The sequence below is a fragment of the Frankia torreyi genome (assembly GCF_000948395.1).
GTDB lineage: Bacteria > Actinomycetota > Actinomycetes > Frankiales > Frankiaceae > Frankia > Frankia torreyi.
Window position 1 is genome coordinate 1 of the sequence record NZ_JYFN01000015.1, and the last position, 24637, is coordinate 24637.

The 24637-nt window shown below is 73.1% G+C and carries 28 protein-coding genes and 2 pseudogenes; 20 read left to right on the top strand and 10 right to left on the bottom strand.

Going from position 1 to position 24637, the window contains the following annotated elements:
- The 11 genes and pseudogenes from FF36_RS34115 to FF36_RS11575 all read left to right on the top strand — a co-directional run.
- A pseudogene (locus FF36_RS34115) lies at positions 1-179 on the top strand (IS4 family transposase); the annotation flags it as partial.
- 408 nt (positions 180-587) lie between these two features.
- A partial coding sequence (locus FF36_RS37705) for an alpha/beta fold hydrolase (protein WP_479686783.1) occupies positions 588-867 on the top strand: 280 nt, incomplete at its 3' end.
- Between the two features lies 1 nt (position 868).
- Positions 869-1319, top strand: a pseudogene (locus tag FF36_RS37710) (alpha/beta hydrolase family protein); the annotation flags it as partial.
- Positions 1316-1624: a MoaD/ThiS family protein gene (locus FF36_RS11545; RefSeq protein ID WP_220386576.1), complete on the top strand. Its 309-nt coding sequence runs from the start codon at positions 1316-1318 to the stop codon at positions 1622-1624. The pseudogene FF36_RS37710 and the gene FF36_RS11545, both read left to right, overlap by 4 nt.
- Positions 1625-1716: 92 nt before the next feature.
- On the top strand, positions 1717-2670 hold the full coding sequence (locus tag FF36_RS11550; RefSeq protein ID WP_242422442.1) for a hypothetical protein: 954 nt from the start codon (positions 1717-1719) through the stop codon (positions 2668-2670).
- Positions 2667-3404 (top strand): LmeA family phospholipid-binding protein, encoded by a 738-nt coding sequence (locus FF36_RS11555; RefSeq protein WP_044885048.1) that lies wholly within the window; start codon positions 2667-2669, stop codon positions 3402-3404. The genes FF36_RS11550 and FF36_RS11555 overlap by 4 nt, the downstream gene beginning before the upstream one ends.
- Positions 3405-3515: 111 nt before the next feature.
- Positions 3516-4076 (top strand): thioredoxin family protein, encoded by a 561-nt coding sequence (locus FF36_RS11560; protein ID WP_044885049.1) that lies wholly within the window; start codon positions 3516-3518, stop codon positions 4074-4076.
- Between the two features lie 37 nt (positions 4077-4113).
- Positions 4114-4191 carry a putative leader peptide gene (locus tag FF36_RS40760; RefSeq protein WP_374216036.1) on the top strand — a complete coding sequence of 26 codons (78 nt, stop codon included), beginning with the start codon at positions 4114-4116 and terminating at the stop codon, positions 4189-4191.
- A gap of 93 nt (positions 4192-4284) precedes the next feature.
- On the top strand, positions 4285-4704 hold the full coding sequence (locus FF36_RS11565; RefSeq protein ID WP_044885050.1) for a DUF4395 domain-containing protein: 420 nt from the start codon (positions 4285-4287) through the stop codon (positions 4702-4704).
- A complete protein-coding gene (locus tag FF36_RS11570) occupies positions 4701-5534 on the top strand; it encodes a sulfurtransferase (protein ID WP_044885051.1) in 834 nt (277 codons plus the stop codon). The genes FF36_RS11565 and FF36_RS11570 overlap by 4 nt, the downstream gene beginning before the upstream one ends.
- Before the next feature lie 3 nt (positions 5535-5537).
- The gene (locus FF36_RS11575) at positions 5538-5837 is read left to right on the top strand and encodes a DUF1416 domain-containing protein (RefSeq protein ID WP_044885052.1); all 300 of its coding nucleotides are present in this window, start codon (positions 5538-5540) and stop codon (positions 5835-5837) included.
- Between the two features lie 139 nt (positions 5838-5976).
- On the opposite strand, the gene FF36_RS11580 is transcribed toward FF36_RS11575, so the two are convergent.
- Positions 5977-6243, bottom strand: coding sequence for a hypothetical protein (locus FF36_RS11580; RefSeq protein ID WP_313949784.1), 267 nt, complete (start codon positions 6241-6243; stop codon positions 5977-5979).
- Positions 6244-6371: 128 nt separating this feature from the next.
- Complete coding sequence (locus tag FF36_RS11585) at positions 6372-6734, bottom strand: DsrE family protein (RefSeq protein ID WP_044885054.1); 363 nt, start codon at positions 6732-6734, stop codon at positions 6372-6374.
- A 35-nt stretch (positions 6735-6769) separates the two neighbouring features.
- Here FF36_RS11585 and FF36_RS35410 point away from each other — a divergent pair, with 35 nt between their 5' ends.
- Positions 6770-6940: a hypothetical protein gene (locus FF36_RS35410; protein WP_157866934.1), complete on the top strand. Its 171-nt coding sequence runs from the start codon at positions 6770-6772 to the stop codon at positions 6938-6940.
- Positions 6937-7512 carry a nitrobindin family protein gene (locus FF36_RS11590; protein ID WP_044885055.1) on the top strand — a complete coding sequence of 192 codons (576 nt, stop codon included), beginning with the start codon at positions 6937-6939 and terminating at the stop codon, positions 7510-7512. Before FF36_RS35410 ends, FF36_RS11590 begins: the two co-directional genes overlap by 4 nt.
- A 38-nt stretch (positions 7513-7550) precedes the next feature.
- On the opposite strand, the gene FF36_RS11595 is transcribed toward FF36_RS11590, so the two are convergent.
- A complete protein-coding gene (locus tag FF36_RS11595) occupies positions 7551-8045 on the bottom strand; it encodes a type III secretion system chaperone family protein (RefSeq protein ID WP_044885056.1) in 495 nt (164 codons plus the stop codon).
- A gap of 79 nt (positions 8046-8124) precedes the next feature.
- Complete coding sequence (gene mshA / locus FF36_RS11600) at positions 8125-9429, bottom strand: D-inositol-3-phosphate glycosyltransferase (protein ID WP_044885057.1); 1305 nt, start codon at positions 9427-9429, stop codon at positions 8125-8127.
- 368 nt (positions 9430-9797) lie between these two features.
- Between mshA and FF36_RS11605 the strand changes: the two genes are divergently transcribed.
- The gene (locus FF36_RS11605; protein WP_044885058.1) at positions 9798-10661 is read left to right on the top strand and encodes a hypothetical protein; all 864 of its coding nucleotides are present in this window, start codon (positions 9798-9800) and stop codon (positions 10659-10661) included.
- On the opposite strand, the gene FF36_RS11610 is transcribed toward FF36_RS11605, so the two are convergent.
- Complete coding sequence (locus tag FF36_RS11610) at positions 10627-11151, bottom strand: O-acetyl-ADP-ribose deacetylase (RefSeq protein WP_044885059.1); 525 nt, start codon at positions 11149-11151, stop codon at positions 10627-10629. The genes FF36_RS11605 and FF36_RS11610 overlap by 35 nt on opposite strands.
- A gap of 507 nt (positions 11152-11658) precedes the next feature.
- On the opposite strand from FF36_RS11610, the gene FF36_RS37715 reads away from it, so the two are divergent.
- The gene (locus FF36_RS37715; protein WP_242422451.1) at positions 11659-11940 is read left to right on the top strand and encodes a DUF1269 domain-containing protein; all 282 of its coding nucleotides are present in this window, start codon (positions 11659-11661) and stop codon (positions 11938-11940) included.
- A 120-nt stretch (positions 11941-12060) separates the two neighbouring features.
- Here the strand turns inward: FF36_RS37715 and FF36_RS11620 are convergent, their stop codons facing one another.
- From FF36_RS11620 to FF36_RS11635, 4 genes are all read right to left on the bottom strand, one after another.
- A complete protein-coding gene (locus tag FF36_RS11620) occupies positions 12061-13017 on the bottom strand; it encodes an aldo/keto reductase (RefSeq protein ID WP_082121846.1) in 957 nt (318 codons plus the stop codon).
- Between the two features lie 118 nt (positions 13018-13135).
- Positions 13136-13687, bottom strand: a complete 552-nt coding sequence (locus FF36_RS11625; protein ID WP_044885061.1) for a hypothetical protein — start codon at positions 13685-13687, stop codon at positions 13136-13138.
- A 232-nt stretch (positions 13688-13919) separates the two neighbouring features.
- On the bottom strand, positions 13920-14882 hold the full coding sequence (locus FF36_RS11630) for a helix-turn-helix domain-containing protein (protein ID WP_044885062.1): 963 nt from the start codon (positions 14880-14882) through the stop codon (positions 13920-13922).
- Positions 14883-15189: 307 nt separating this feature from the next.
- Positions 15190-16404, bottom strand: a complete 1215-nt coding sequence (locus tag FF36_RS11635) for a DUF349 domain-containing protein (RefSeq protein ID WP_236705522.1) — start codon at positions 16402-16404, stop codon at positions 15190-15192.
- Between the two features lie 387 nt (positions 16405-16791).
- Here FF36_RS11635 and FF36_RS11640 point away from each other — a divergent pair, with 387 nt between their 5' ends.
- From FF36_RS11640 to FF36_RS11660, 5 genes are all read left to right on the top strand, one after another.
- Entirely contained in the window at positions 16792-17694 is a 903-nt protein-coding gene (locus tag FF36_RS11640) for a carbohydrate ABC transporter permease (protein WP_044885064.1), read from the top strand.
- Entirely contained in the window at positions 17691-18659 is a 969-nt protein-coding gene (locus FF36_RS11645) for a carbohydrate ABC transporter permease (RefSeq protein ID WP_044885065.1), read from the top strand. The genes FF36_RS11640 and FF36_RS11645 overlap by 4 nt, the downstream gene beginning before the upstream one ends.
- Positions 18660-18671: 12 nt before the next feature.
- Positions 18672-20030 carry an extracellular solute-binding protein gene (locus FF36_RS11650; protein ID WP_044885066.1) on the top strand — a complete coding sequence of 453 codons (1359 nt, stop codon included), beginning with the start codon at positions 18672-18674 and terminating at the stop codon, positions 20028-20030.
- On the top strand, positions 20027-21214 hold the full coding sequence (locus tag FF36_RS11655; protein ID WP_082121847.1) for an ABC transporter ATP-binding protein: 1188 nt from the start codon (positions 20027-20029) through the stop codon (positions 21212-21214). Before FF36_RS11650 ends, FF36_RS11655 begins: the two co-directional genes overlap by 4 nt.
- A 610-nt stretch (positions 21215-21824) precedes the next feature.
- Positions 21825-23174 (top strand): NsdA family TPR-like regulatory protein, encoded by a 1350-nt coding sequence (locus FF36_RS11660; protein WP_044885067.1) that lies wholly within the window; start codon positions 21825-21827, stop codon positions 23172-23174.
- A gap of 18 nt (positions 23175-23192) precedes the next feature.
- Here the strand turns inward: FF36_RS11660 and ygfZ are convergent, their stop codons facing one another.
- Positions 23193-24350: a CAF17-like 4Fe-4S cluster assembly/insertion protein YgfZ gene (gene ygfZ / locus FF36_RS11665; RefSeq protein WP_044885068.1), complete on the bottom strand. Its 1158-nt coding sequence runs from the start codon at positions 24348-24350 to the stop codon at positions 23193-23195.
- Positions 24351-24637 lie beyond the last annotated feature (287 nt).

A 24637-nucleotide genomic window follows, 5' to 3' on the forward strand; every position in this document is an offset into this window, starting at 1 on the left:
TCCTGCTGCTGCACCGGGCGTTACGGAAACTGATCCACGACACCGCGCTGGTCGAAGGGATCGACCCCGACCGGCTCTCCTTCACCCACACCGTCAAAGTCGTCCGCCGCCAAGTCGTGCGCCGGGCGCTTTTCCCCCCTCCGCCGGACGGCCCGGATCCTGGCCGCGGTGACCGCTGAGATCGCCGAACACGTCCTACCGAAACGGCTCCGCTCCCACCCCCGCGTCGTCCGACGCACCAAACGCACCCCGTTCCCCGCCAAGAAGCCGATCGACAAGCACCTCGCAGGACCGCCGCCCACCGTGGTCACAGTCCTGATCCGAACCTAAAGTTCCTGGTATTGAGCGTCGACCCGGTGAGTAACTCGATGCCCGGCCCTGGGCGTCTCACGACCGTCATGGGCATGAAACGAAGGCCGGTATGTGGGGAGGATAGCGGAGTGTCCTACTCGGCTCCTACCGTCTACGGGCTACTGCCTACCGCTGATTCTGAGATTCTGGCCACGAACCATGATCAAAGAAGCGGGGTTGTGCACGGAGAGTCGCGGGACCTGGCGGTTGTGATCGCTCATGGCTTCTCCTGTTCGATGGCGCATCCAGCGTTACGGCATGTGGCAGCCGGGTTACGAAAATATGCCGGAGTGCTGGTCATGGACCTGCGGGGGCATGGTCGTTCCAGTGGATCATGTACGTTTGGTGATCGTGAGATCTTCGACGTCGATGCCGGCGTCGGCGAGGCTCGCCGGCTCGGCTACCAGCGCGTTATCACCATGGGATGGTCGATGGGCGGGGCGGCGGTCCTCCGTCATGCCGGATTGTCCAAAAACGGTACGCTGAGTCACGAACTGCGCCTGCGTCATCCCCCGGNTGCGGTTGTCAGTGTGAGCGCCACCAGCAGATGGTTCGTCCGCGACACCGCGCCGATGCGGCGGATCCACTGGCTCGCCGAGCATGCCACTGGCCGGATGGTGGCACGAGGTGCGTTACGAGTCCGTATCGACCCCCGCGCTTTCGTGCCAATTCCCGCCGCTCCGGTCGAGATCGTCGGCACCATTGCGCCGATGCCTTTACTGATCGTTCACGGGCATCGTGACCGGTATTTCACCCTGGAGCATCCGCGCGCGCTCGCGGCGGCCGCCGGAGAGTCGGCCCAGATGTGGCTGGTACCCGAGTTCGGCCATGCCGAGGCCGGGCTCTCTCCGGGCCTGCTCGACCGCATCGGCACGAGCCTGGCGAGCCTGGCGACAGCCGGCCCCGGCGGGCCGGGGGAGACGGCCGCCTCGGCGCACCGCGGCGGCGCGGTGGTGCAGAGCCGGTGACGGCGGCCCCCGACCCAAGGCCGCCCACGCCGGGTGCGCCGGGCGTGCCGGCCGCGCGGGTCACCGTCCGGTACTGGGCCGCCGCCCGCGACGTGGCAGGGGTGCGCGAGGAGACGATCGAGGCGGACACGTTGGCGGCGCTGTTCACGACCGTCGCGGCCCGCCACGGGGGTGACCTGCCCGCGCTGTTGCGGCGCTGCTCGTACCTGGTGGACGACCAGCCCGTGGGTCGGCGCGACCCGGCCGGGGTCGTCCTGCGCGACGGGGCGGTCGTGGAGGCCCTGCCGCCGTTCGCCGGCGGTTGAGCACCGGCGCCGCCGCCGCCCGCCGCCCGCGTGACCTGGCCCGCGGCCGGTGCGGCGCCAGGCCCGCGGGCGGGGCATGGCAGCATGTCGGCGTGAGCGCTGGCGAACCCGGGCTGTCCCGCGGCGTGCTGTCGGGACAGACGGCCCTACCGGTCGTCGCCCCGCCCCGGCGGGTGCTGCTCGGCGCGCCCCTCGCCGCGCTGGTCGCGATGGGCCTGGCCGTCGGCGCGGCGGCGCTGGCCACGTGGGTGCTGGCGGCCGTCCTGGCCGTCGAGCAGGTCGCGTTCGCGTGGGCCTGGGGCCGCGCGCTGCGTGCCTCCCCGGGCACGATCCCGCTGGTCGCGGCGGGGGCGGTGCTCGCCGACGTCGTCCTGCTGGTCTCCGACCGGCACGCCTACGGTTCCGTCGCCGGTGTCATCGGGGTCGCTGTCGCGGTCGTGGTGCTCTACCAGCTTGGTCTGCGACGGGCCCTGACGCTGCGCGCCCCGGCCGCGGGGCGCGCCGGCGGCGAGGCGGACCCGGCGGGCCGTCCGGACACCGTCGCGCCGCCGGCTCCCGCGGCCCGGGTGAGCGCCGAACTGGCCACCGCGCTGAGCGGGATCATCCTCGTCGCCCTGTTCGCGGGGTACCTCGCGCTGCGGGCGGGGCACGGCGCACATCATCCGGCCGATCTGCTGGTGATCGCCGGTCTGCTGGGTGCGGGCAGCGCCGTCGTGGCCGCTCGGCTGCTCGGCTGGACCGGCCTGGCGACGGTGCCGGCCGATCTGCTGGGTGTGGCGGTCGCGGTGGCGGCGGGCGCGATCCTCGGTGCGCTGGGACCCGACGACCTGACGCTGAACGCCGCGCTCGCGACGGCCGCGTCGGGAGCCGCCGTCGCCGCGCTGGTCGATCTGGTGCTCGCCCGCGCCCGCGAGGCCGGCTCGTCCGCAGACGAGGTGGACGCGGCGGCGGGTCGGGTGGCGGCGGATGTCCTGCTCGCCGCGATCCTGCCGCTGGCGTGCGCGGCGCCGCTGGTCTACCTGGTCGGACGGCACCTGCCCGGATGAGCGGCCGAGGCCTGCGCATCACGGCCGTGGTCGTGGTCGTCCTGCTGATCGTGCTCGTCGTCGTGGATCGGGTCGCCGCGCGGGTCGTCGCCGGCCAGATCGCCACGCAGGCGCAGCGGGCCGAGCACCTGCCGTCGCGTCCCACGGTGTCGCTCGGCGGTTTCCCGTTCCTCACCCAGGTCGTCGCCGGGAGCTACCGGGACGTGCGGGTGGACGTGCGCGGTCGCGTCGAGCAGGACGTCCGCGTGGACCGGGTGCACGCGGACCTCGCGGGTGTGCGGGTCCCCCTCGCCGACGTCGTCCGCGGCGACGTGCGGCGGATACCGGTGGACCGGCTCGCCGCCCGGGTGGAGCTGACGTTCGCCGACGTCAACGCCTACCTGCGCAGCCAGGGCTCGGCCATCACCGTCACCCCGGACGGGCAGGCGATCCGGGTCGCGGGATCGGTGCAGGTCCTGGGGACCGCCTACCCCGTGTCCGGGACGGCGGACATCGGGGTCCAGCCCGCCGCGGTCACGTTCACCCCCCGCGAGCTGGCCGCATCGGTCGGCGCGATCCTGCCGCCCGCGCTGCGCCAGGCCGCCACCGAGCTGCTCACGGTGCACGTGCCGGTCGCCGGTCTGCCGTTCAACATGCGGCTGACCTCGGCGACGGTCGCGGGCGATCGCATCGCCTTCGCCGCCGGCGGTCGCGGCGTCGTGCTCGACGCCGACGCCGCCACCGCGGGCCGCTGACGCGCCAGATGGTGCCAGCCTGGGGAGGGTCTCCGGCCCGGAACGGGGCGACGGCCCGGGAAGGGGTGCCGGCCCGGGAAGAGCGGGTGCCGCCGGGATGCTGTAGGAGCTGTGACGGGAGTCTGGGTACTGGTTGGGGCCGTCGTGGTGGCGGTGGCGCTGGGTACGGTGATGCGCGTGCGGGACGGGCGGTTCCGCCCGTCCCGAGAGCGGCCGGTCGCCGCGGGCGGCGGGCCGGTCGTGGCCGTGGCTGAATCGTTCGGAGCCGACGGCTCCTCCCGGGCGGCGGCGGATCCTGACGGTGGGCTGCGGGCGGAGCTCGCCGCCCTCGGCGAGGCGCTGGGGGAGCGGGCGACGCTGCTGCAGTTCTCCACGGCGTTCTGCGCGCCGTGCCGGTCGACGCGACAGGTGCTGGCCGGGGTCGCCGCGCTGGTGCCCGGGGTGCGCCACGTCGAGGTGGACGCCGAGGCGCACCTCGATCTCGTCCGCCGGCTTGCCGTCCGGCGGACGCCCACGGTGCTCATCGTCGACGCCTCCGGCCGTGAGGTCAGGCGGGCCAGCGGCGCACCTCCGACGCGGCAGGCGGTGTTCGCGACCCTGGCGCAGATCGTCCCCGCGGATGGGACTAAACGGGCAGATGGTGATTCTTCGGAACCGCCGCCAGCGAGTTAACACAGACGTGACTTTCGCTGCTACCGTGGCACGAACCATGTTCCGGACGCAGCTCGTGAAGCGCCGCGCGGTCGACCTGTGCCGCGTGGGTAGCTGCCTGTGTCGTCTTTCCTGATCGCGGGTTGACGCCCCTGATGTGATCGGTTTCCCCGACGCGTCGCTCCGCATCCGACCGGGTAGCTCGAGCCGGCAGTCAGGAGAAAGTCTCGTGGTGGATCCTCGTGGCCTGCGGTTCACCGCCGCCGTCACCTCGGTCGTGCTCGCCGTGGTGCTGGTGACGGGCAGCGGATGGCTGTTGCTCGCGCAGACCGTGGTGTTCGCCGTGGGGGCGGTGGCCGGCGTGCGGTACGCCCCTTACGGCCTGCTGTTCCGGGCGTTGATCCGGCCGCGGCTGGGGCCGCCCGCGACGACCGAGGACGCTGCTCCGCCCCGGTTCGCCCAGCTCGTCGGTGCGATCTTCGGCGCCGTGGGGGTCGCGGGGTTCCTCTCGGGCATCACCGTCCTCGGTTTCGTCGCCGCCGCGGCCGCCTTCATAGCGGCCTTCCTCAACGCGGCGTTCGAATTCTGTCTCGGGTGCCAGCTGTATCTGTTCTTCCGTTCCATCACCGTAAGAGGAGCGCGCGCATGAGCCGCGAGAAGGCATTGGTCGACGCCGCGTGGGTCGAGGCGAACCGTGACGACCCCAAGGTTGTTCTGGTCGAGGTCGACGAGGACGTCTCCGCCTACGACAAGGGGCACATTCCGGGTGCCGTGCGGCTTGACTGGAAGTCCGAGCTGCAGGACCCGGTCATCCGGGACTTCGTCAACAAGGAGCAGTTCGAGAAGCTGCTGTCCAGCAAGGGTATCGCGAACGGTGACACCGTCGTCCTCTACGGCGGCAACAACAACTGGTTCGCGGCCTACGCCTACTGGTACCTCAGCCTGTACGGTCACGCGGATGTCCGGCTGCTCGACGGCGGCCGCAAGAAGTGGGAGCTCGACGGCCGTGAACTGACCGCCGAGGTCACCCCGCGGCCGGCGACGACCTACACCGCCAAGGAGGCGCGCACCGACATCCGCGCGTTCCGCGAGGAGGTCGTCGCCGCGATCGGCGAGAAGGCGCTCGTCGACGTCCGTTCCCCCGACGAGTTCTCCGGCAAGCTGCTCGCGCCGGCGCACCTGCCGCAGGAGCAGTCCCAGCGGGCCGGTCATATTCCCACCGCAAAGAACATCCCCTGGGCGAAGACCGCGAACGAGGACGGCACCTTCCGGAGCAACGACGAGCTGACCAAGCTCTACGGCGAGGCCGGCGTCGATCTCTCGCAGGACATCATCGCCTACTGCCGCATCGGCGAGCGTTCGGCGCACACCTGGTTCGCCCTGCACGAGTTGCTCGACCTGCCGAACGTGAAGAACTATGACGGGTCGTGGACCGAGTACGGCTCGCTGGTGGGCGTGCCGATCGAGAAGGGTGCGTGAGACATGTGCGGCGCGACCCGCGGTGGACCGTCGGTGGAGGGAATTGACGTGGCCAAGGAGACCGTGATCCAGGGCGTCGTGGTGCAGGGTGGCGAGCCGGTCTCGACCGGCTACGCCCGGCTGCTCGACGAGGGTGGCGACTTCACCGCCGAGGTTCCGCTGTCCGCGACCGGCCAGTTCCGCTTCTTCGCGCGGCCGGGGCAGTGGACCGTGCGGGCGCTCGTGCCCGGCGCGAGCGGCGAGCAGAAGGTCGTCGCCCGCCAGGGCGAGCCGGTCGACACGCAGGTCGAGGTCGCGGCCTGACGGTCGTCGCTGGAGACGGCGCGGTTGACGCGGTAGAGCGGTGGAGGGGACAGCGGGCAGTTTCCGCTGTCCCCTTCTTCCTGATGCAGAGTAGGTCCCTGGCTACGGATCCCGGCGGATGAGTGGTGCGGCTGTAGCACTAGGCTGCGGAGTCGCCGCGCTCCGTGCCCGCGTGGACGGCGGTGGGCAGCAGCGGGCGGGGACCGCCCGGCAGGTCCGCGCCGGGCGGCACCGTCGTCGGCACCGCGAAGTGCATCGGGCCCACCGAGAAGCAGCGCAGGCCGTTGTCGCGGGCGAACGCGACCGCGGAGCCCCGGTCGGGGAACGGTGCGATGATCCGGCGGACGGTGCGCTGCCCGGCGGCCGCGAACAGGACCACCGCGAAGAGTATGTCGGAGTCTGCCATCATGCGATCATGAAAGCGCATGCGATGGCCGACGATGTGCGTTTCGGCGTGTCCTGTTCGTGGTCTGTTGTTGCGCCTGCGGTGGCTTCTGCAACGGCTTCCCGGCCTTCTGTAACGGCTTGTCGGCCTTAGTAGACGAGCGCCTGGACCCCGTCGGCGAGCACCTCGTCGACGAACGCGGCCGCGCCGGCGATGCGGATGCCGGGGATGACGTCGTCCGGGCCGAACGAGCGCCGGGCGGCGCACTGGGTGCACACGGTGACCCGGCCGCCGGCGAGGATGCCGGCGAGAAGGTCCGGCAGCGGCGCGGCATGCGGCAGCTCGAACTCCGCCGCCCGCCCGGGCAGCGCGAACCAGGCGGATTCGCCGGTGAGCCAGACCGAGACGTCCGCCCCGGCGGCGACGGCGACGGCCGCTACCGTGAACGCCTGTGAGCAGCGCTCCGGCGCGTCCATCCCAGCGGTGACCTTGACGACGAGGGGACGGGTCATCGACCCAGTCTGCCCCATCCCCGGCGATCGCCGGCGTGCCGTCGCGCAGCCCGCCCCCCGACCGCCCGACCCTGGCCGCCCGGCGCGGGGTTAGGCTGCGCAGCGTGCTGCACTACTTCTTCACCGGGCTCCTGGTGGCGATGTCCGTCCTGATCGCCTGGTTCTCCGGCTACGTGGTCTACAAGCTGTACGAGGGGCAGCGCTGAGCGCCCGGGGCCGGTCGGCCGCCGGGCGGCCGCGGTCCACGACCGGGACCGGGGGGACCGGGCCCGCCGATCTGCATCCCAGCCTGCTGCCGCTGGCCTTCCTCGTCGGCACCTGGCGCGGCGAGGGCGTGGGCGGCTACGAGGACCTCGAGGGCTTTCACTACGGCCAGGAGATCACCTTCGCCGCCGACGGCCGCCCGGCGCTGGGCTACGTCTCCCACACCTGGTGGGCGGACGAGCCGCGCGACGGCCGGGAGCCCGGCAGCCCGCTGGCCACCGAGACCGGCTTCTGGCGCGTCCAGCCCGGCGAGGACGGCGGGACGGTCGTCGAGGTGACGCTGGCGCACCCGTTCGGCATCGCGGAGATCTACGTCGGCACGGTGGCGGGAACCCGCGTCGACCTCGACCACAACGTGCTGATCCGCACGGCGACCGCCCGCGACGTCACCCGCTCGGTGCGGCTCTACGGGATCGTCGAGGGTGGAGACCTGGCCTACGCGATCGACATGGAGGCCGAGGGCAAGCCGTTGCAGTCGCACCTGTCGGCGCGCCTGCACCGCGTCACGGACTGACCGCTCAGCCGGATCGGTCAGCCGGATCGGTCAGCCGGTCAGCCGGGCTTCGCGGCGTTGCCGGCGTCGGCGGCGAGCTTGGCCCGCCACGCCTTCTCCCGCTCGATCGCCGTGGCGAATCCGAGGGCGATCGCCGGGTCGAAGTTGTCGTCGGCGTAGGTGCCGACGCAGCCGAGGATCCGGTCGATCTCCTCCGCCGTGACCGCGAGCAGCGGGATCTGCCCGGTCAGGAAGATGTCGCCGACCCGGTCGATGGAGAAGTGCACGCCGTAGGTCTTCGCGTTGCGGCCGAGCAGGAAGGCGTAGGTGCCCGCTGCGTTCTCCGCCGGGGCGCGCATGAAGAACGCCTCGACCAGCAGGGTGTGGTCCTGCACGACGAGCCAGGTCATCGTGCGCAGCTTGTGCTCGCCCTCCAGGGTGACCAGGTACGAGCCCGCGGCGATGCGCTCGTAGGCGAGGTCGAGGTCGGCCAGGGTGTCGGCGATCAGGCCGTCGAGTCGCTCGCGCTCCGCCGTGTCGATGGGTGCCGTCATGGCTCCAGACCTCCCCGCTTGCAACTGTGACGATGCCGGATCCGGATCAGGTGGAGATCCTCCCACCCGGCTCGACGGTTCACACCGCGACGGCGGCGGGGCTCAGCGCGTGCCGGTAGCTGCGCAGCACCCCGCGGGCGGTGGCCGACCAGCCGAAGCCGGCCGCCCGGCCGACCGCGCCGGCGGACAGGCGGCTGCGCCAGTGTGGCTGGCGCAGCAGCCGGTCCAGCGTGTCGGCGTAGCGGGCCGGGTCACGGCCGGCGACGAGCAGGCCGGAGACCCCGTCGGCGACGGCGGTGCGCAGGCCGCCGACCGCGGCGGCGACCACCGGCGTGCCGCAGGCCTGGGCCTCCAACGCGACGAGGCCGAAGCTCTCGCTGTGACTGGGGACCACCACGGCGGTGGCGGCCCGGTACCAGTGGGCCAGCTCGTGCTGTGGTGCCGGCGGCTGGAACCGGACGAGATCGGAGATCCCCAGGTCCGCGGCGAGTTTGACCAGGGCGTCCGGCTGCTCCAGCCCCGAGCCGCTGGGGCCGCCGACGACGGCGACGGTCAGCCTCGAACGGCGGGTCGGATCGCGGCGCAGCAGCTCGGCGGCGGCGTGCAGCAGCAGGTCCGGCGCCTTGAGCGGCTGGATCCGGCCGACGAACAGCAGCAGGTCGCCGTCCGGGTCGAGGCCGAGGCGCGCCCGCGACTGCGCCGCGTCGCCCGGCCGGAAGATCTCCAGGTCGACGCCCGGCGCGACGACGTCGACCCGGTCGGGGGCGGCGCCGTAGAGGTCGATGAGATGGCCGCGCTCGTCCGCGGTGGAGGCGATCAGCCGGGTGGAGCCGGCGATGACCTCCTGCTCGCCCAGCAGCCGGCCGGGCGGCTCGGGGCGGTCCCCGACGGCCAGCGCGCCGTTCTTGATCTTCGCCAGGGTGTGGGAGGTGTGCACGAACGGCACGCCCCATCGCCGGGCGACCGCGAGGGCGACCTGGCCGGACAGCCAGTAGTGCGAATGGATGACGTCGAAGTAGCCCGGCTCGTGCCCCGCCTCCGCGCGCAGCACGTCCGCGGTGAACGCGCACAGCCAGGCCGGCAGGTCCTCGCGGTGGACCTCCTCGAACGGCCCGGCGTCGACGTGACGCACCGTCACACCCGGGGCCAGCTCCGCCGAGGTCGGCAGCTTGCTGCTCACCGCTCGGGTGAACACCTCGACCTCGACGCCGAGCGCCGCGAGCTGCCGCGAGAGCTCCACCACGTAGACGTTCAGCCCGCCGGCGTCCCCCGTGCCCGGCTGCTCCATCGGCGAGGTGTGCATGGACAGCATCGCCACGCGCCGGGGCCGGGCGCCCCGGTCTGGCTCGGCGCGGGCCGCGGCACTGCTCCTGATCAACCGCACCGGGCACCTCCGCATCCATCCGTCTGGGTCGCCTGCCCGGCACGACCAACCCTGCACAGGACCGACACGACAACCACCGTTCTACCCGCCCCGTTGTCCGGTCAACTGGTCGCCCCCCCGCCCCGCCGCCCGCGACAGGTGGCAAAAGACGCTGTTATTGCAGGTCACAGGGGTGCACGCGGCGAGGCCGCCGGGCCGGCGGTCACAAAGCTGTAAGGAAACAGACGCGGCGACGCGCCCCGGGCGCCGGCCCGACCGGGCGGTCGACCGCGGTCCGGGTCACCGCTGCGGCGCCGGGAGGCGACGACGTCGGCGGTCGGGCCGGGTGCCCGACCCGACCGGAACGGCCGATCTGCGAGGCTGGTCGGGTGTCGAATCCCAGCCGCGCCCCGCGCCTCGCGGCCGGCCGGGCCCGCGCCCTCGGGGTACCCACCCGGGGTACCACGGCGCCGAACCGGCTGCGGCGGGTCGACCGCTGGCTGCTCGACGCCGCCGGCCCCCTGCTGCGGGGCAGCGCGGACCCGCTTGTCGTCGATCTCGGCTTCGGCGCCTCGCCGGTCACCACCGTCGAACTCCACCGGCGGCTGCGGACGGCCTGCCCGCGGGTGCGCGTCGTCGGCCTCGAACTCGACTCGCAGCGAGTGGCAGCCGCGGCCGGTGCCGCCCGGCCGCCCGGCCTGACCTTCGCCCGCGGCGGGTTCGAGCTGCCACCCGCGGCGACGCGTCCCGTCGTGGTCCGCGCCCTGAACGTGCTACGTCAGTACCCCGAACCGGCCGTCGCCGACGCCTGGGCGACGATGACGGCGCGGCTGGCCCCCGGCGGCCTGCTCGTCGAGGGGACCTGCGACGAGATCGGCCGGCGGGCCTGCTGGTTCTGCCTGCCGGCCCCGGGGAGCCCGCCCGGCTGGCTCGCCGCCGGGCGGGTCGCCGCCCGGCCGACCCTGACGCTCTCGGCCCACCTGCCGAGCCTCGGCCGCCCCTCCGAGCTCGCCGAGCGGCTACCCAAGGCGCTGATCGAACACAACGTGCCCGGTCACGACGTCCACCGCCTGCTTACGGCGCTCGATCGGGCCTGGGAACGGGCCGCGCCACGGGCGGTGTTCTCGCCCCGGCAGCGCTGGATCGCCGCAGCGGGCGAGCTACGGGCGCAGGGCTGGCCGGTGCGCGGAGACGCCCGGCGCTGGCGGCTGGGCGAGCTCACCGTCGACTGGCCGCCGCCAGCGCCGCGCTGAACGCGCGGTACGCCCGATCGTCGAACAGCACGAAGCGCGCCTGCGCGACCCGGGTGTCGGCCGTGAGGACGGCGGTCACCGCCAGGCGGGCGGCGTCGTCCAACGGCCAGCCGTACACCCCGGCGCTGACGGCGGGAAAGGCGACACTGGCCGCGCCGAGCTCGTCGGCGACCGCCAGCGCCCGCGTGTAGGCGGACCGCAGCAGCGCGGAGCGGTCCTCGGCCGGGTCGTATACCGGGCCGACGACGTGGATGACGTGCCGGGCGGCCAGCCGGCCCGCCGGCGTTGCCACCGCCTCACCGGTCGGCAGCCCCCGCGGCAGACAGGTCGCGCGCAGCCGCTCGCAGGCGGCACGGATCTCCGGGCCGCCGGCGGCGTGGATCGCGCCGTCGACGCCCCCACCGCCGAGCAGTCCGCTGTTGGCGGCGTTGACGATCGCGTCGGCCTCGACGAGCGTGATGTCGCCCTGCTGCAGGGTCACGTGCACCATGCGGCCGAGTCTCCCCGACGCGGAACCCGGTATGCCCGTCCCCCGGCGGAATCGTGCCGGTGGCCGCCGGGCGCGACGGCGTGCCCTCCCCTCCGGGTGCCCTCCCGTGGGGGAGGGCACGCCATGGGAGCATCGCTGGATCCGCCCGGCAAGGGATCGGAGGGGCCCGCACGGAGTGGCGCGTTTGCGGGTGGACGGGGACTGCGATCCGATGGAGGATGTCCGGTCTCGCAGCGGGCCGGGCTCAGGACAGGAGAGGAAGCCGGAAGGCTGGAAGGGACGGCGGCGATGGCGGAGCAGCTCGTGGTTCTCGGGTTCGACAGCGTGGAGCAGGCGCGGCAGGCCTGGTCACTCGGCCGCCGACTACGCCGGGACAAGCGGCTTGACCTGGCCGACGGCACGTTGGTCTGGCGGGATGAGCGCGGCCACGTCACGATCCGCCGCGTGGCCAACCCGGCCCGGACCGCCGCTCTCGGCGGGGCCCTGTGCGGAGGGGNGATCGGAACGGTGTTCCTCGCCCCGTTCGTCGGCCTCGGCATCGGGGCGGGCGCCGGGGCGCTCGCCAGCCGGCTCAGCGGGCCGGGCGTGGACGATGATCTGGTCCGGCGCATCGCCGGGTACCTGCAGCCGGGACGAGCCGCAATCTTCGCCCTGGTGCGCCGCTCGGCGGCCGACGAGGTCACTGACGTGCTGCGCCCCTACCATCCGGTCGTCATCATGACGACCCTGCCCCCGGAGCGGCAACGCCGGCTGGTCCGGGCCCTGGGCCGCCGGCCCGTGCCCGCCTGACGGCCCCCGCAACCGGGCCAGGCCGCGCCGACGGCGGCTTGACCTGGCCGGGCCGACGGCCGCCGCCACCTGCGGGCCGGTCGCGGCGGGCGCGGTGGCCGCCCGCCGCAGTCTCGGGCGTCAGGAACCGGCGGGGCGGCGAGTCGGCGCGATCTTGTCGAGCACCGCGAGGTCGTCCGGGCGGGGCTGCCACTGGCCGGCCGCGGCGTTCGCCCGAACCTGGACCGCGCTCGTCGCGCCGGCGATGACCGAGGCGACGCCGGGCTGCGCGGCCAGTCCGCCGATCGCCACGTCGAGCAGGGAACGGTCCCGCTCCCGAGCGAAGGTCTCCAGCACGTCGACGCGGTCGAAGACCTCGTCGGTCAGCTCGTCCTGCCGCCCGGCGAGCCGGGTCCCGGGCGCCGGCGCCTCGTCGCGCTGGTACTTGCCGGTGAGTAGCCCGTTTGCAAGCGGGAAGTAGGGGATGACGCCGATGCCGTACTTCAGCGTGGCCGGCACCAGTTCCGCCTCGACGCCGCGCTCGAGCAGGCTGTAATGGTTCTGGGCGGAGATGAACCGGGTGGCGCCGGAGGCCCGCGCGGTCCACTCGGCGTCCGCGACCTGCCAGGCGTCGAGGTTGCAGGCGCCGATGTAGCGGACCTTGCCCTCCTTGAGGATCTCGTCGAGCGCCTCGAGAGTCTCCTCGATCGGGGTGAAGGCATCCAGCTTGTGGAGCTGGTACAGGTCGATGTAGTCCGTCTGCAGCCGGCTCAGGGAACCCTCGACGGCCTTGCGGATGTACCGCCGCGATGCCCGGGCGCTGAAGTCCTGGCCGTACATGCCGCCCATGTCGCTGCCGAATTTCGTGGCAAGAACGACGTCATCACGGCGGCCCCGCAGAACGTGCCCGAGCAGAGTCTCCGAACCACCCTTGTTCCCGTAGGTGTCGGCGGTGTCGAAGAAAGTGATCCCGGCGTCGAGCGCGGCATCGACGACCGCGCGGGTGCCGGCCAGGTCGACGCGTGAGCCGAAATTGTTGCATCCCAGACCGACGACTGACACGAGCAGTCCGGACGATCCCAGCGGGCGATAGCGCATGTACTCAATACAACACATCGGAGTGCCGCCCGCGGACACCAGGTCCGCGGGCGGCGGTCGACCTGTGCACACCGGTGATCGTCCATAGTGGATCCGATGCGTGCTGGTTTACTCTGCGTTACTTCTCTGGAGCGGCGTCGACCACCGCGCGGCCGACCGCCTCTGCCGCCCGGCGGGTCGACGTGCGCGCCGCGCGGGTCTGGCTGACCGCGGTCCTCGTGCGGTGCTCGGCCTCCGCGGTGGACGGGCTGCGCCGGATGCTCGCCACCCGGCGTTCCCCGCGCGACGCGAAGGTGTTGTAGAGCTGGGTGGCGCGGTCCTGCAGGTCCGAGATCTGGGAGGTCACGGTGGCCGGCAGCGCGCGAACCGCGGTTCCCACCTGGGTGGGGACCCGGGCGGCCTGCACGGGCAGCGACCCGACCCGGTCGGAGAGCCGGCGCACCTCGCTGCTCGTCGTCGTGGGCAGGGCGAGCAGCTTCGCGACGGCGAGGTCGGCGGCCCCCACCGAGGCGTAGATCGGCTTGCGGACCTCCGCCAGCGGAACCCTGATCTCGGCCTTCACCTCGGCCTCGTCGCCGCGGGTCTGGGCGGTGGCGCGGGCGCTGGGGCGGGCGGCGGACCGGTTGGCCGGGCGGCTCGCGGTGCGGGATGTCGTGCGCGTGGTTGGCATGGTGTCTCCCTCGGGTCGAGGATCTGTTGTTGTCGTGTAGATGATTCCTGGGGTTTCGGCCGTCGCTCCGGGTGCGCTCCGGTGGCGGCTGTCGGGTCAGGGCGGTGCGGTCGACGTGGCGTCGTGGTGTCGTGGTGTCGTGGCGCCGGATCAGCCGGTCTGGTCGCGGCCGGGCAGACCGGTGCCGGTGTGGCGCTCCCCTCCGGCTGCGGGGCGGACGCCCAGGGGCAGGTCAGGCGCCGGCCCCGCCGGCGGACCCAGCCGTGCCCGGCCTCGGGGTGGCGTTCGAACCGGTGGTGCCGTTCGAGCCGCTGGTGGTGGCCGAGCCGGTGCGGGCGTCGGGACCAGTGGTGGTGTCGGGACCGGGAGTGGTGTCGGAGCCGGGGGTGGTGTCGGAGCCGGGGGCATCTGGCGGGGCGGTGGTGCGGCGACGGGAGCGGGCGGTGGCTGCGGTCGGCGAGGTGCCGCCGGCCGACCTGGTCCGCCGGGTCCCCTCCGAGCCGCCGCGGGTGGCCGTCGTCGCCCGCTTGGGGCTACGGCGCTTCGGCGCTTCCGGGGCGACGGGTTGCGCCGCCGCGTCGTCGGCCGGCACCGCCGCGCCCGGAGCGTCCTGCGCCGCCTCGGCAGCGGCGCGACGACTGGTGGGCCGCCGGCGGGCGGTACCCGCGGGGCGGGTCTTCGCCGCCGCGGTCACCCGCGCACCGCCGGCGGTGTCGCCGCCTGCAACGGCCGCGCCGCCCGCTTCGCCGCCGGCACTCGCACCCACGCCGGTGCCGTCATCCGCACCGGTGCCGTCATCCACGCCGGTGCCGCCCACGGCGGGGCCGCCGGCCGCCGCGCCGGCTCGGGCGGCGACGGCGTTCTCCGTGCAGAACGCCTCGTAGATGTCGAGCACCACCTGCTTCTGCCGCTCGGAAAGGGAATCGTCCGCGAGGATCGCCGCCATGACGTCCTCGCCGCCGTGCCGTTCCTCCAGAATTCCGGCCTGGACGTAGAGCACCTCGGCGGAGATGCGCAGTGCCTTGGCGATCTGCTGGAGAATCTCCGCGGACGGTCGGCGCAGACCTCGCTCGATCTGGCTGAGGTAAGGGTTGCTCACCCCCGCCTGCTTGGCGAGTTGACGAAGGGAGATCTGCGCGGCGCGCCGCTGATCCCGGATGAAATCGCCGAGATCGCGCACATTCAGGGCCGCCACCGGGTCACACGCCTCCTTCGACGGACGGGTCGGGCCGTGCCCGACCGCTGCGGGCACCCCGCACCGAGGACGCCGCCGACGGTGATCGGCGCTCGGCCACCGGGACGGGGAGCCCGGCACAACGCAACGTCAACACGATCGACGATACGTCCGAGTGCTAACTCTGGCAAGCGCGCGAGTTAGCACCTTGGGGGCGCTCCGTCCGGAGGGCGCCGGATATCCGCCGGCCCGGGCGGGCGATCGGTGGACGGGCGGCGATCGCCCGCGACCGCCGCGACCGCCTCAGGCCTGGGATGGTCCGGGGCGGTCAGTTCTCGGCCTGGGCCAGCCACGCGCGCTGGGTGGCCAGCGCAGCCTCGGTCTCGGCGATCTCCTTGGTGCGCCCGGCGGCCTGGGCGCGGGCGAGTTTGACCTCCAGCTTGGCGACGGACTCTCGCAGCCTGGTCACGAAGGGCGAGGCGGCGATGGAACGTTGCGCCCACCGGGCGTCCGCGGCCTCGCGCAGCTTGTCGCCGATCGCCGCCATCTGGCGTTCGAGCGTGCCGGCCGATTCGCGGGGAACCCGGCCGATCTCGTCCCACCGGTCCTGCAGCTCGCGCAGGCGCCGCAGCGAGCGCTCGGTGTCTGCCGGGTCGAGCGCGGTCGCCTCGGCCAGCAGCTTCTCCTTCTGGACCTGGTTGTCCCGCAGCTCCGCGTCCCGCTCGGCGTTCGCGGCGTTGCGCCGGCTGAAGAAGACGTCCTGCACCTCGCGGAACCGGCTCCACAGCGCGTCGTCGACGTCCTTGGCCGCCCGCCCCGCCGCCTTCCAGTCGGCGAGCAGGGCCCGGTAGCGGGCGGTCGTGCCGACCCAGTCGGAGGAGTCGACCAGCGCCTCCGCCTCGGCGATGATCGCCTCCTTCCGCTCCCGTGAACGGGCCCGCTGGGTGTCCAGGGCGGCGAAGTGCGCGGTGCGCCGGCGGGTGAACTCCTCGCGGGCTCCGGTGATGCGCCGCCACAGCGCCGAGTCGGTGCGCTTGTCGAGGGAGCCGACGGCCCGAAACTCCTCGGCGAGGGTGCGGAACCGCTCGCCGGCGGTCTTCCACTCCGAGCTGCGGCCGAGCCTTTCGGCCTCGGCGACCAGCTCCTCCTTGGCTGCGGCGATCCGGGCGGTCCGCTCGGCCCGCTCGGCGGCGAGCACGGTGCGCCGTTCCTCGGTGCCCGCGAGGACGGTCTCGAGCCGGGCGCGCAGGGCATCGAGATCACCGACGACGGCGGCGGAGTCGAGGGAGTCGAGCAGCCGGCGGGCGCTGCCGGCGATCCCGCCCGGATCGACCCCGCTGAGGGTCAGCCGCCGTTCCAACAGCACGACCTCGGCACTCAGATCGTCGTAACGGCGCTCGAAGTGGGCCAGGCCCTCGCTGGGACTTCCGGCCCGCCACGATCCGACGGCGCGCTCACCGCTCGCCGTGCGAACGAAGACGGTGCCGTCGTCGGCGACGCGCCCCCAGGGGGACGCTTGGCCGGATTCGCTGCGGTCACTCATCGTGTTCCCGAAGATCGACTGACGTTTCCTGTCATTCTTGCAGGCGTCGGCCGCGGAGGGGACGGCCGCCACGTATCCGGACACCATGAATCGGTGCCCGCACCGGCGCGGCGCGCCGGGATCCGGCCCGCGGACCGCCGATGCCCGCTGGTGGCATCGGTCCACACGCCCGCCGGCCGGCCGTCCGCGGCTCCGGCCGGCGGCTCGCCGCCCGGAGGGTCACAGGCCGGAGGGTCACAGGCCGGAGGGTCACAGGAAGGCACCGGTTGTTCATTTGGTGGTCCGACCCCGGTCTAGGCATCCCGCCATGGGTGGGGCCAAGATGCGTAACCGTGATGAGTGCGGTGCATGGAGGATGCGCGGTGCGTGGATGACCGGGGCAGGTGGATGACCGGGGTGGGTGGCGGCCGGGTGGGCTGGCGAGTCGGTGCGTTGTTGGCGCCCGCCTTCGTCGGGCTGGGCGTGTTCGTCCTCGGGCCCGCCCTGGTCTCGGCCTTCATCGCGGGGACCGACAAGACGCTGACCGGCCCGCATTTCGGCTGGGTGGGCACGGCGAACGCCCGCACCGCCTTCTCCGACTCCGACCTCGGCGGGGCCGTGCGCAACACCCTCGTCTACTGCCTCATCACGGTCATCCCCGCCGTTGCGATCGGGCTGGCGCTGGCGCTGGCCGCGGAGCGGGTGGCCCACGGCCGCGCCCTGGTGCGCTTCGCGTTGTTCCTGCCGGTCAGCGCGAACATCGTCGCGATGGCGGTGGTGTTCGCGTACATGTTCGACAGCAGTCCCGACGGGTTCGCGAACACGGTGGTCGGGCTGTTCGGGGTGGCGCCGGTCGACTGGCTCGGCGACACCTCGACCGCTCTGCCGGTGGTCGCCCTCGTCGGCGGCTGGCGGTTGACCAGCTTCGTGTTCATCGTCTACCTGGCCGGCCTGACCGCCATTCCGCGTTCGGTCTATGAGGCGGCCGACGTCGACGGCATCCGCGGGTTCGCCCGACTGCGCCACATCACCCTGCCGCTGCTGGCGCCCACCACGGTCTTCCTGGGCGTCTTCGTGACGATCCTGACGCTGCAGACCTTCGAGACGGTCGCCGTCCTCACCAAGGGCGGCCCCCTGAACTCGAGCACCACCATCATTTACTACATTTACGAGGTCGGTTTCACCGGATCGTTCCGCATCGGATATGCCTCGATGATCGCTCTGTTGCTGCTCGCCGTCATCGTGGCGCTCGGCGCCGGCGGAGCGCTGCTCGGGCGGCGTATCCGGCGGGCCCGGGAGGCCGCCGCGTGAGCGCCGGGACCAACAGCGACGCCCCGATCGGCGCATCCCGCCCACCCACGCCGGCCGGCCCGCCCGCGCCGGCTGGTCGCCGCGGCCCGGCCGCCCCCTCGCCGACGGCGGCCCGCGCGGCGCGCCCGCGCCGTCGGCTGCCGGGCGCCGCGACCCTCGCGCGCCTCGCCCTGCTCACCGTCGGAATCGTGGTCGCGGTCCTGCCGTTCGTCTGGATGCTGCGGACCGCGATCGGACCTTCGCAGACCGCCCTCGCGCTGGACTCCAACCCCATCCCGTCGCGTGTGCAGTTCCACTCGTTCAACCAGGCCTGGCACGCCGGCGACCTCGGACCCGCGCTGCTCACGGGGATCGCGGTCAGCCTCGCGATCCTCGCGCTCCAGCTCGCCACGGCCGTCCCCGCCGCCTACGCCTTCGCCTGCCTGCGCTTCCGCGGTCGTACCGCCCTGTTCGCCGTGGTGCTGGTCACGCTGTTGGTGCCCGCTCAGGTCACCGCCGTGCCGAACTACGTGACGATCTCCGCGCTGGGCTTCGCCGACACCCGCGTCGGCCTGGTGCTGCCGTTCATGACCCACGCCGGCATGATTTTCATGCTCCGCCAGTACATGAGCACCATTCCCGCCTCGGTCCTCGACGCCGCGCGGATGGACGGGTTGGGCACCTGGCGGACGCTACGCTCGATCATCGTGCCGCTCGCTGCGCCGGCGATCGCCTCGGTGTCCGTGTTCAGCTTCCTGCTCTCCTACAACGAGTACCTGTGGCCGCTGCTGGTCGCCCGGTCACCCGGCATCGCCACCCCGCCGCTCGCCCTCGCCCGCCTGATGACGGACTCCTCGGCGATCATCCCCGATTTCGCCGAGCTCGCCGCCGCGGCGCTGATCATCAGTCTGCCGTCACTGGCCGTCTTCGTCGTCGCCCAACGCCGCCTCGCCGCCGGGATCACCGGCACGGGCGCCGGTGCCTGAGAGGAACATCGCGTGATCCGCATCCGCCGCCTGCTGCCCCTGACCGTGGCGGTCACCATGCTCACGTTGACGGCATGCGGCGGAGGCGGTGACTCCGGCCCGGCGAACCCGGCCGAAAGCCTGCGTCCGACCGCGCGTTCCGCCGCCGCCGGCGTCGACAACGTGGCCGGCGCGACGGCGTCCCCGGAATGCGCCGCCAAGGTGAAGACCCTGCGGATGGCCGCGGTCGGCACCCTCAACGACGTGGCGAAGTCCGGTAAGGCGTACATGGAGAAGGCCCATCCCGGCCTCACCGTGGACCTGAACACCACCGCTCCCGACTACACCGCGCTCGTCCAGCAGATCAGCGCCGACCGGTCGGCGGGCCGGTCCGTCGACGTCGCGGTCGCAGGCTTCGACCTGCTGCCGGTCTTCGCTCGCGAGCTCGGCGCCCAGGAGCTCTCCCCGCGGCTGCTGCGCGCCTCCTACGACCAGCGCCTGCTCGGCCTCGGCACCGTCGGCGGCAAGCAGATCGGGATCCCGCAGCAGGTCTCCTCGCTCGCCCTGGTCTACAACCTCGACGTCCTGACCAAGGCCGGCGTCGACCCCGCCACCCTCACCACCACCGCCGGGGTGCTCGCCGCCGCGGACAAGATCAAGGCCTCCGGGCAGAACGTCCAGCCGATCGACCTGTCGACCGGCCAGCAGTTCGGGCAGTGGATCCTCAACACGCTGGCCAGTTCCAAGGGCACCCCGATCCAGGACGCGGCCGGCCGCCCGGCGTTGACCACCCCGGCGGCGCGCGAGGCCGCGGCCTTCCTGGCGAAGGTCGGCACCTACGGCCCGCAGTCCGCCGACCCGACCCAGGGGGGACTGCTTCGCTTCGGCATCCGTCAGCAGACCGCGATGACGGTCGTGTCAGTCGCCTCCGTCGCCGGCGGGCTGAAGTTCATCGCCGGGCAGGGGGCGAAGGGCTTCCGGGCCGGTGCCATCCCGTTCCCGACCCTGCCCGGCGGTAGCCAGCACCCGATCGCCGGCGGGAACGCGCTGACCGTCCTGGCCACCGACCGGTGCCAGCGGGAGATGGCGACCGAGCTGGTCGTCTCCCTGCTGTCCCCGGATGTCGTCGAGGCGAGCACCGAGGCGCTCAGCTACATCCCGGTCGATACCCAGGCCACCAGCCAGCTCGGCTCGTTCTACGACACCTACCCGCAGCTCAAGCCGTTCCTCGCGCTCACCGGTTCGCTGGTCAAGGCGCCGGTGTGGGGCGGGGCCCGCGGCGCCGAGCTGCCGACCGCGCTGTCCGACCAGGTGGTGCGCATCTTCAAGGGCGAGGACCCGGCGAAGACGCTCGCCGCGGCGCAGGCCGAGGCCGTGGAGCTGACCCGGTGAGCGCCCCGGCGCCCGCCCGGCCCGTTCCCCCGCTCGGGATGGTTACCGGCGTACCGATCGAGTTCGACCGCATCAGCCGCTCGTTCGGCTCCGTGCACGCGCTGCACGAGGTCTCGCTCACGGTCGCGCCCGGGGAGATCGTCGCGCTGCTCGGGCCGTCCGGCTCGGGGAAGTCGACGCTGCTGCGGATCTGCGCCGGGCTGGACGAGCCGACCACCGGCGACCTGCGCTTCGACGGGACCAGCCAGCTCGGCCTCCCGCCGCACCGCCGGGATGTCTCCATGGTCTTCCAGCACTTCGCGCTCTACCCGCACAAGTCCGCCCTGGACAACCTGACGCTCGCGCTGCGCCACGGCCGCGGCCTGTCGAGGTCGGCCGCCGTGGCGCGGGCCCGGGAAACGCTCGCCATGCTCGGCATCGCCGACCTCGCCGGCCGCCGCCCCGCGCAGATGTCCGGTGGCCAGCGCCAACGGGTCGCGATCGGCCGGGCGCTGGCCACCCGGGCGCGCGTCATCCTCCTCGACGAGCCCATGTCCGGCCTCGACGCCCAGCTCCGGGTCGAACTGCGGGTCGAGATCGTCGGCCTGCTGCGCAGCCTGGGCACCACCGCGCTGTTCGTCACCCATGACCAGGCTGAGGCGATGGCCGTGGGGGATCGCGTCGCTGTCCTCGGCGAGGGCCGCCTGCAGCAGATCGGCACCCCCGACGAGATCTACGACCGGCCCGCCACCCGCTTCGTCGCCGCCTTCGTCGGCAGCCCGCCGATGAACGTCTGGGACGGCCACTGGCATGGCGGCCGCCTGCGCGCCGACGGCTTCGACGTGCCGGCGCCCGCGGGCGCGGCGGCTTTCGGAGTCCGGCCCGAGCACTTCACCCTCGACGCCCTCGACGCCCTCGACGTTGTCGACATTGTCGACGTTGTCGACGTCCCTGGGCAACCCGGCCGCTTCGGCGGGGCGGGCGGGGCGGGCGGTTCCGCTGAGCTGCGGCTGTCGGGCGAGGTCGTCGTCTCCGAGCGGCTCGGGGCGGAGCGGACCGTCCACGTCCGCACGGGCGCCGGCGTGCTCGCCGTCCGCGTGAACGCCGCCCTCGTCCTGACCCCCGGTGCCCCCGTGGTGCTCCGGGCTCCGACATCGGCGCTCACCTTCTTCGCGCCCAGCGGCGACCGCCTCGACCACTCCTGACCGCGACGTCAGGTCGCGAACCCGTCAGGTCGCGAACCCGTCAGGTCGCGAACCCGTCAGGTCGCGAACCCGTCAGGTCGCGAATTCTCCGACCAGCCCTCGGGGCACGGTCCCAGGCCGGCGGCCGTGGCCCGCGCCGCAATTCGCCATCCTCGGTCAATTCGAGGGTGATTAATCCGGATTCTGGGGCGAAGTCACGGCGGTTTAGAGAATAGGTGACGGTGGGCGTCCGTCTATGCTTTGCTGTACGTCAAACGTCCGCCGCGCGGACGGTGTCCAACCGGGACCCACCCTCGGATGGTGCGTGTGGTAATTATCGGGCAAGACGCACATGACCGGGATGTGCCGCTAGCGGTTTCCGTGCGCATATCGGTCGGAAGACGCCCGAGGTCATGGCCGCCGGACCGCATCGTTCGAGAACCGGACATTACGTCCGGATACCCGGGCAGTTCCGGCGACATCCGTGCAATCGCGGCCGCCAGTGGTCCGGCCGTGACCTCTGTGCACGCATCGCACCGGGGTCATCACTATGGACACCAAGATGTCGCGACATAGCGTCAGTGGGCGCTCACAGAATTAACCCAGGAGTTCCAACTCGAGGAGATCGTCGATGCTGACGGATAACGCGCACGCCTGCACTCATCCGCTCGCATTCGTCCGCGCGCAGCGTGGTTGGTCCTACCAGCGACTGGCCCGTGTGGTGGCCCGTCGCGCCCGTGACCTCGGGGTGGCGAACATGGCGGCCGAGCGCCAGAAGGTCTGGCGCTGGGAGCACCGCGGCGTCGTCCCGGACCGGGTCTCCCAGCTCGCCCTCGCCGCCGAGCTCGGCGTCCCGAACGACCGGCTGGAGTCGCATCCGTGGCCGGCCTGGCTGCCGACCGGCGACGCCGTGCGCACCGAGTACCCGTGGACGCCGGCCGGTGGCATCACGTCGATCATGGACGTCGTCGAGGACGCCCTCTCCGACCGGCGTGGTTTCCTGACGATCACCGGGGTCGGTGTCGCGGAGCTCGCGACGCAGTGGCTCGGCCTGGAGCCCAGCCGGCTGTCCGCCGCGCTGAACGGCGGACGGGTCGACGATCAGATCGTGAACCGGATCGAACACAACATCCCCGGCCTGCGGGTGATGGACGAGCGCCTCGGCGGCGAGAGCGTCCGGCGCCTGGTCGACGCGGAGCTCGGGGTGGTGGCGGACCTGCTGGTCCGCGGGTCCTACACCGAGCAGGTCGGCCGCCACCTGCATGTGGTCGCAGCCGAGCTCGCCCGGTTCGCCGGCTGGGTCTCCTTCGACGCCGGCTTCCAGACCGCCGCCCAGCGCTACTGGATCACCGCACTGCACTCCGCGCACGCCGGTGGCGACCGGATGCTCGGCGCGAACGTGCTGAAGAACATGTCGTTGCAGTGCGTCGACTTCGCCCGCCCACGGGAGGCGGTGGATCTCGCGGAGGCCGCCGTGACTAGTATCGGGGGGGCCAGCGGCCGGGTCGGCGCCATGCTGCACATGCGTCGCGCCCGCGCCCACGCCGCGCTCGGCGAGGCCAGCGCGTGCGCGGAGGCGCTGGCCCGTTCGGAGGAGGCGATGGACGCCGCCCGGCCCGAGGATCCGGCCTGGGCCGACTATTTCGACGAGGGCGAGTACCAGGCCCAGATCGGCAGTTGCTATATCGATCTTGGCCACCTTGCGCAGGCAGACCGGTGGCTGGAGAGATCCCTGACGATCCTGCCGACCTCGCGGGCCCGGGACAGGGCAACCTACTTGCTGCGCCGGGCCGTCGTCCAGGTCGACCTGGGCAATGTCGAGCACGGCTGCGCGCTGACCCGGGAGGCGATGCCGATGCTGGAGGCGACGCGCTCCAAGCGCAACGCCCGCCGGGCCGACGAGCTGCGGCGCCGGTTGCGCCGGCACAGCTCCGACCCGGAGGCGCACGAACTCGACCAGGCCCTTTCCCGCACCTTTTGAGCGGACCCCTCGGGACCGTCAGGAAGAGCGCAGCAGCCGGCCCGCCGGGCGCTTCGGCGTGGCCGCCGCGTTGCCGTCATCGTCGTCCGGGTCGATCGCGGCGGCGACGGGGGCGCCGTCGGGGTCGGTGACGACGAGGGCGGCGCCCGCCGGCACCGAGCGCTTCACGATCGCCAGGGCGATGGGGCCGAGCTCCTCGTGCATCTCGGAGGTGCCGACGAAGCCGACCTCACGCCCGTCGGCCGTCACCGCCGAACCCGGGGCGGCCACCACGCCGTCGAGGTGGAGCAGGACGAGCCGGCGCGGCGGACGGCCCAGATTGTGCACCCGGGCCACCGTCTCCTGGCCGCGGTAGCACCCCTTGTCCAGGTGCACCGCGTCGGCGAGCCAGCCCACCTCGTGCGGGATCGTGCGATGGTCGGTCTCCCGGCCCAGCCGCGGTCGGCGGGCGGCGATCCGCATGGCGTCGAAGGCGGACAACCCGGCGGGCACCGCGCCGGCCGCGAGCAGCCGTTGCGTCGTCGCCGCGAGCGCCGCCCGGTCGACGAGCAGATCGACGCCGTACGCCATCCGGCGCACCAGCGTGCCGTCTGCGGCTCGGGCCACCGGGTAGGGGCCGGTGACCGGCGCGCCGGTGGGCTCGAGGGCGAGCGGCTCGGGCAGGTCCAGGTCGGCGCCGCCGAGGGCCGCGGTGACGGTGGGTACCGCGGCCGGCCCGACCACGCTGAGCACCGCCGTCTGCGCGCCGACGTCCGCCGGCTCCACCCGGAGCAGGAAACGCATCGACTCCAGGTAACGCAGCAGCCCGGCGGCCGTGCCGGGTTCCACGTCCACCCAGGTGGCCGTGCCGTCGTCGGCGAGGACGAGATGGTGTTCGACGTGGCCCTGCGGGGACAGCACCAGCGCCTCGCTGCCGCGCAGCGCGCCCAGCCCGGACAGGTGCTGGGAGGTGATGCTGTGCAGCCAGGACAGCCGGTCCGGGCCGCCGATGCGGACGACCTCGCGGTGCGACCGGTCGACGAGGGCGGCGCCGTCCCGCAGCGCGCGCTGCTCGCGCAGCGGATCGCCGTAGTGGGCGGCGACGGCCGCGTCGTCGCCGGCAGCCGGCACCGCGCCGGGCAGGTCGAGCAGCGGGGATCGGGTGGCTGTGGTGCTCGGGGTGGACCCAGCGGTCATACCGTCGAGTCTAGGTCGCCCCCCGCAGCCCCGGGCCGCCGTCCACGGCCCGGCTGGGCCGGCGCAATCGCTCGATGTGCAGCCTGACCAGGGTATTCCGGCGGGCCGGTATCACCGGTGTCTCAGCCGTCGCTCCGTCGCTCCGTCGCTCCGCGGAGCGGCGGCGGCAGGCGGCGGCTTGCCGTGTTCCCGAACGGAGTGTCGGGAGGGTCCCATCGACGCGTGCGGAAAAGGCGTTGCGAGGTGGCCGCCCGGCCGCGTAGCGTCTGCGGTACACGAGAGAGGAG

Bases quoted from the DNA above. Each gene is read 5' to 3' on its own strand.
- FF36_RS11610 (WP_044885059.1), bottom strand. From the start codon at position 11,151: ATGGTGCACGTGACCCTGCAGCAGGGCGACATCACGCTCGTCGAGGCC.
- FF36_RS11625 (WP_044885061.1), bottom strand. From the start codon at position 13,687: ATGCCAACCACGCGCACGACATCCCGCACCGCGAGCCGCCCGGCCAAC.
- FF36_RS11580 (WP_313949784.1), bottom strand. From the start codon at position 6,243: ATGGCAGACTCCGACATACTCTTCGCGGTGGTCCTGTTCGCGGCCGCC.
- FF36_RS11585 (WP_044885054.1), bottom strand. From the start codon at position 6,734: ATGACCCGTCCCCTCGTCGTCAAGGTCACCGCTGGGATGGACGCGCCG.
- FF36_RS11570 (WP_044885051.1), top strand. From the start codon at position 4,701: ATGAGCCGCGAGAAGGCATTGGTCGACGCCGCGTGGGTCGAGGCGAAC.
- FF36_RS11620 (WP_082121846.1), bottom strand. From the start codon at position 13,017: ATGCGCTATCGCCCGCTGGGATCGTCCGGACTGCTCGTGTCAGTCGTC.
- FF36_RS11660 (WP_044885067.1), top strand. From the start codon at position 21,825: ATGCTGACGGATAACGCGCACGCCTGCACTCATCCGCTCGCATTCGTC.
- FF36_RS11555 (WP_044885048.1), top strand. From the start codon at position 2,667: ATGAGCGGCCGAGGCCTGCGCATCACGGCCGTGGTCGTGGTCGTCCTG.
- FF36_RS11575 (WP_044885052.1), top strand. From the start codon at position 5,538: ATGTGCGGCGCGACCCGCGGTGGACCGTCGGTGGAGGGAATTGACGTG.
- FF36_RS40760 (WP_374216036.1), top strand. From the start codon at position 4,114: ATGTTCCGGACGCAGCTCGTGAAGCGCCGCGCGGTCGACCTGTGCCGC.
- FF36_RS11595 (WP_044885056.1), bottom strand. From the start codon at position 8,045: ATGACGGCACCCATCGACACGGCGGAGCGCGAGCGACTCGACGGCCTG.
- ygfZ (WP_044885068.1), bottom strand. From the start codon at position 24,350: ATGACCGCTGGGTCCACCCCGAGCACCACAGCCACCCGATCCCCGCTG.
- FF36_RS11640 (WP_044885064.1), top strand. From the start codon at position 16,792: ATGACCGGGGTGGGTGGCGGCCGGGTGGGCTGGCGAGTCGGTGCGTTG.
- FF36_RS11635 (WP_236705522.1), bottom strand. From the start codon at position 16,404: ATGAGTGACCGCAGCGAATCCGGCCAAGCGTCCCCCTGGGGGCGCGTC.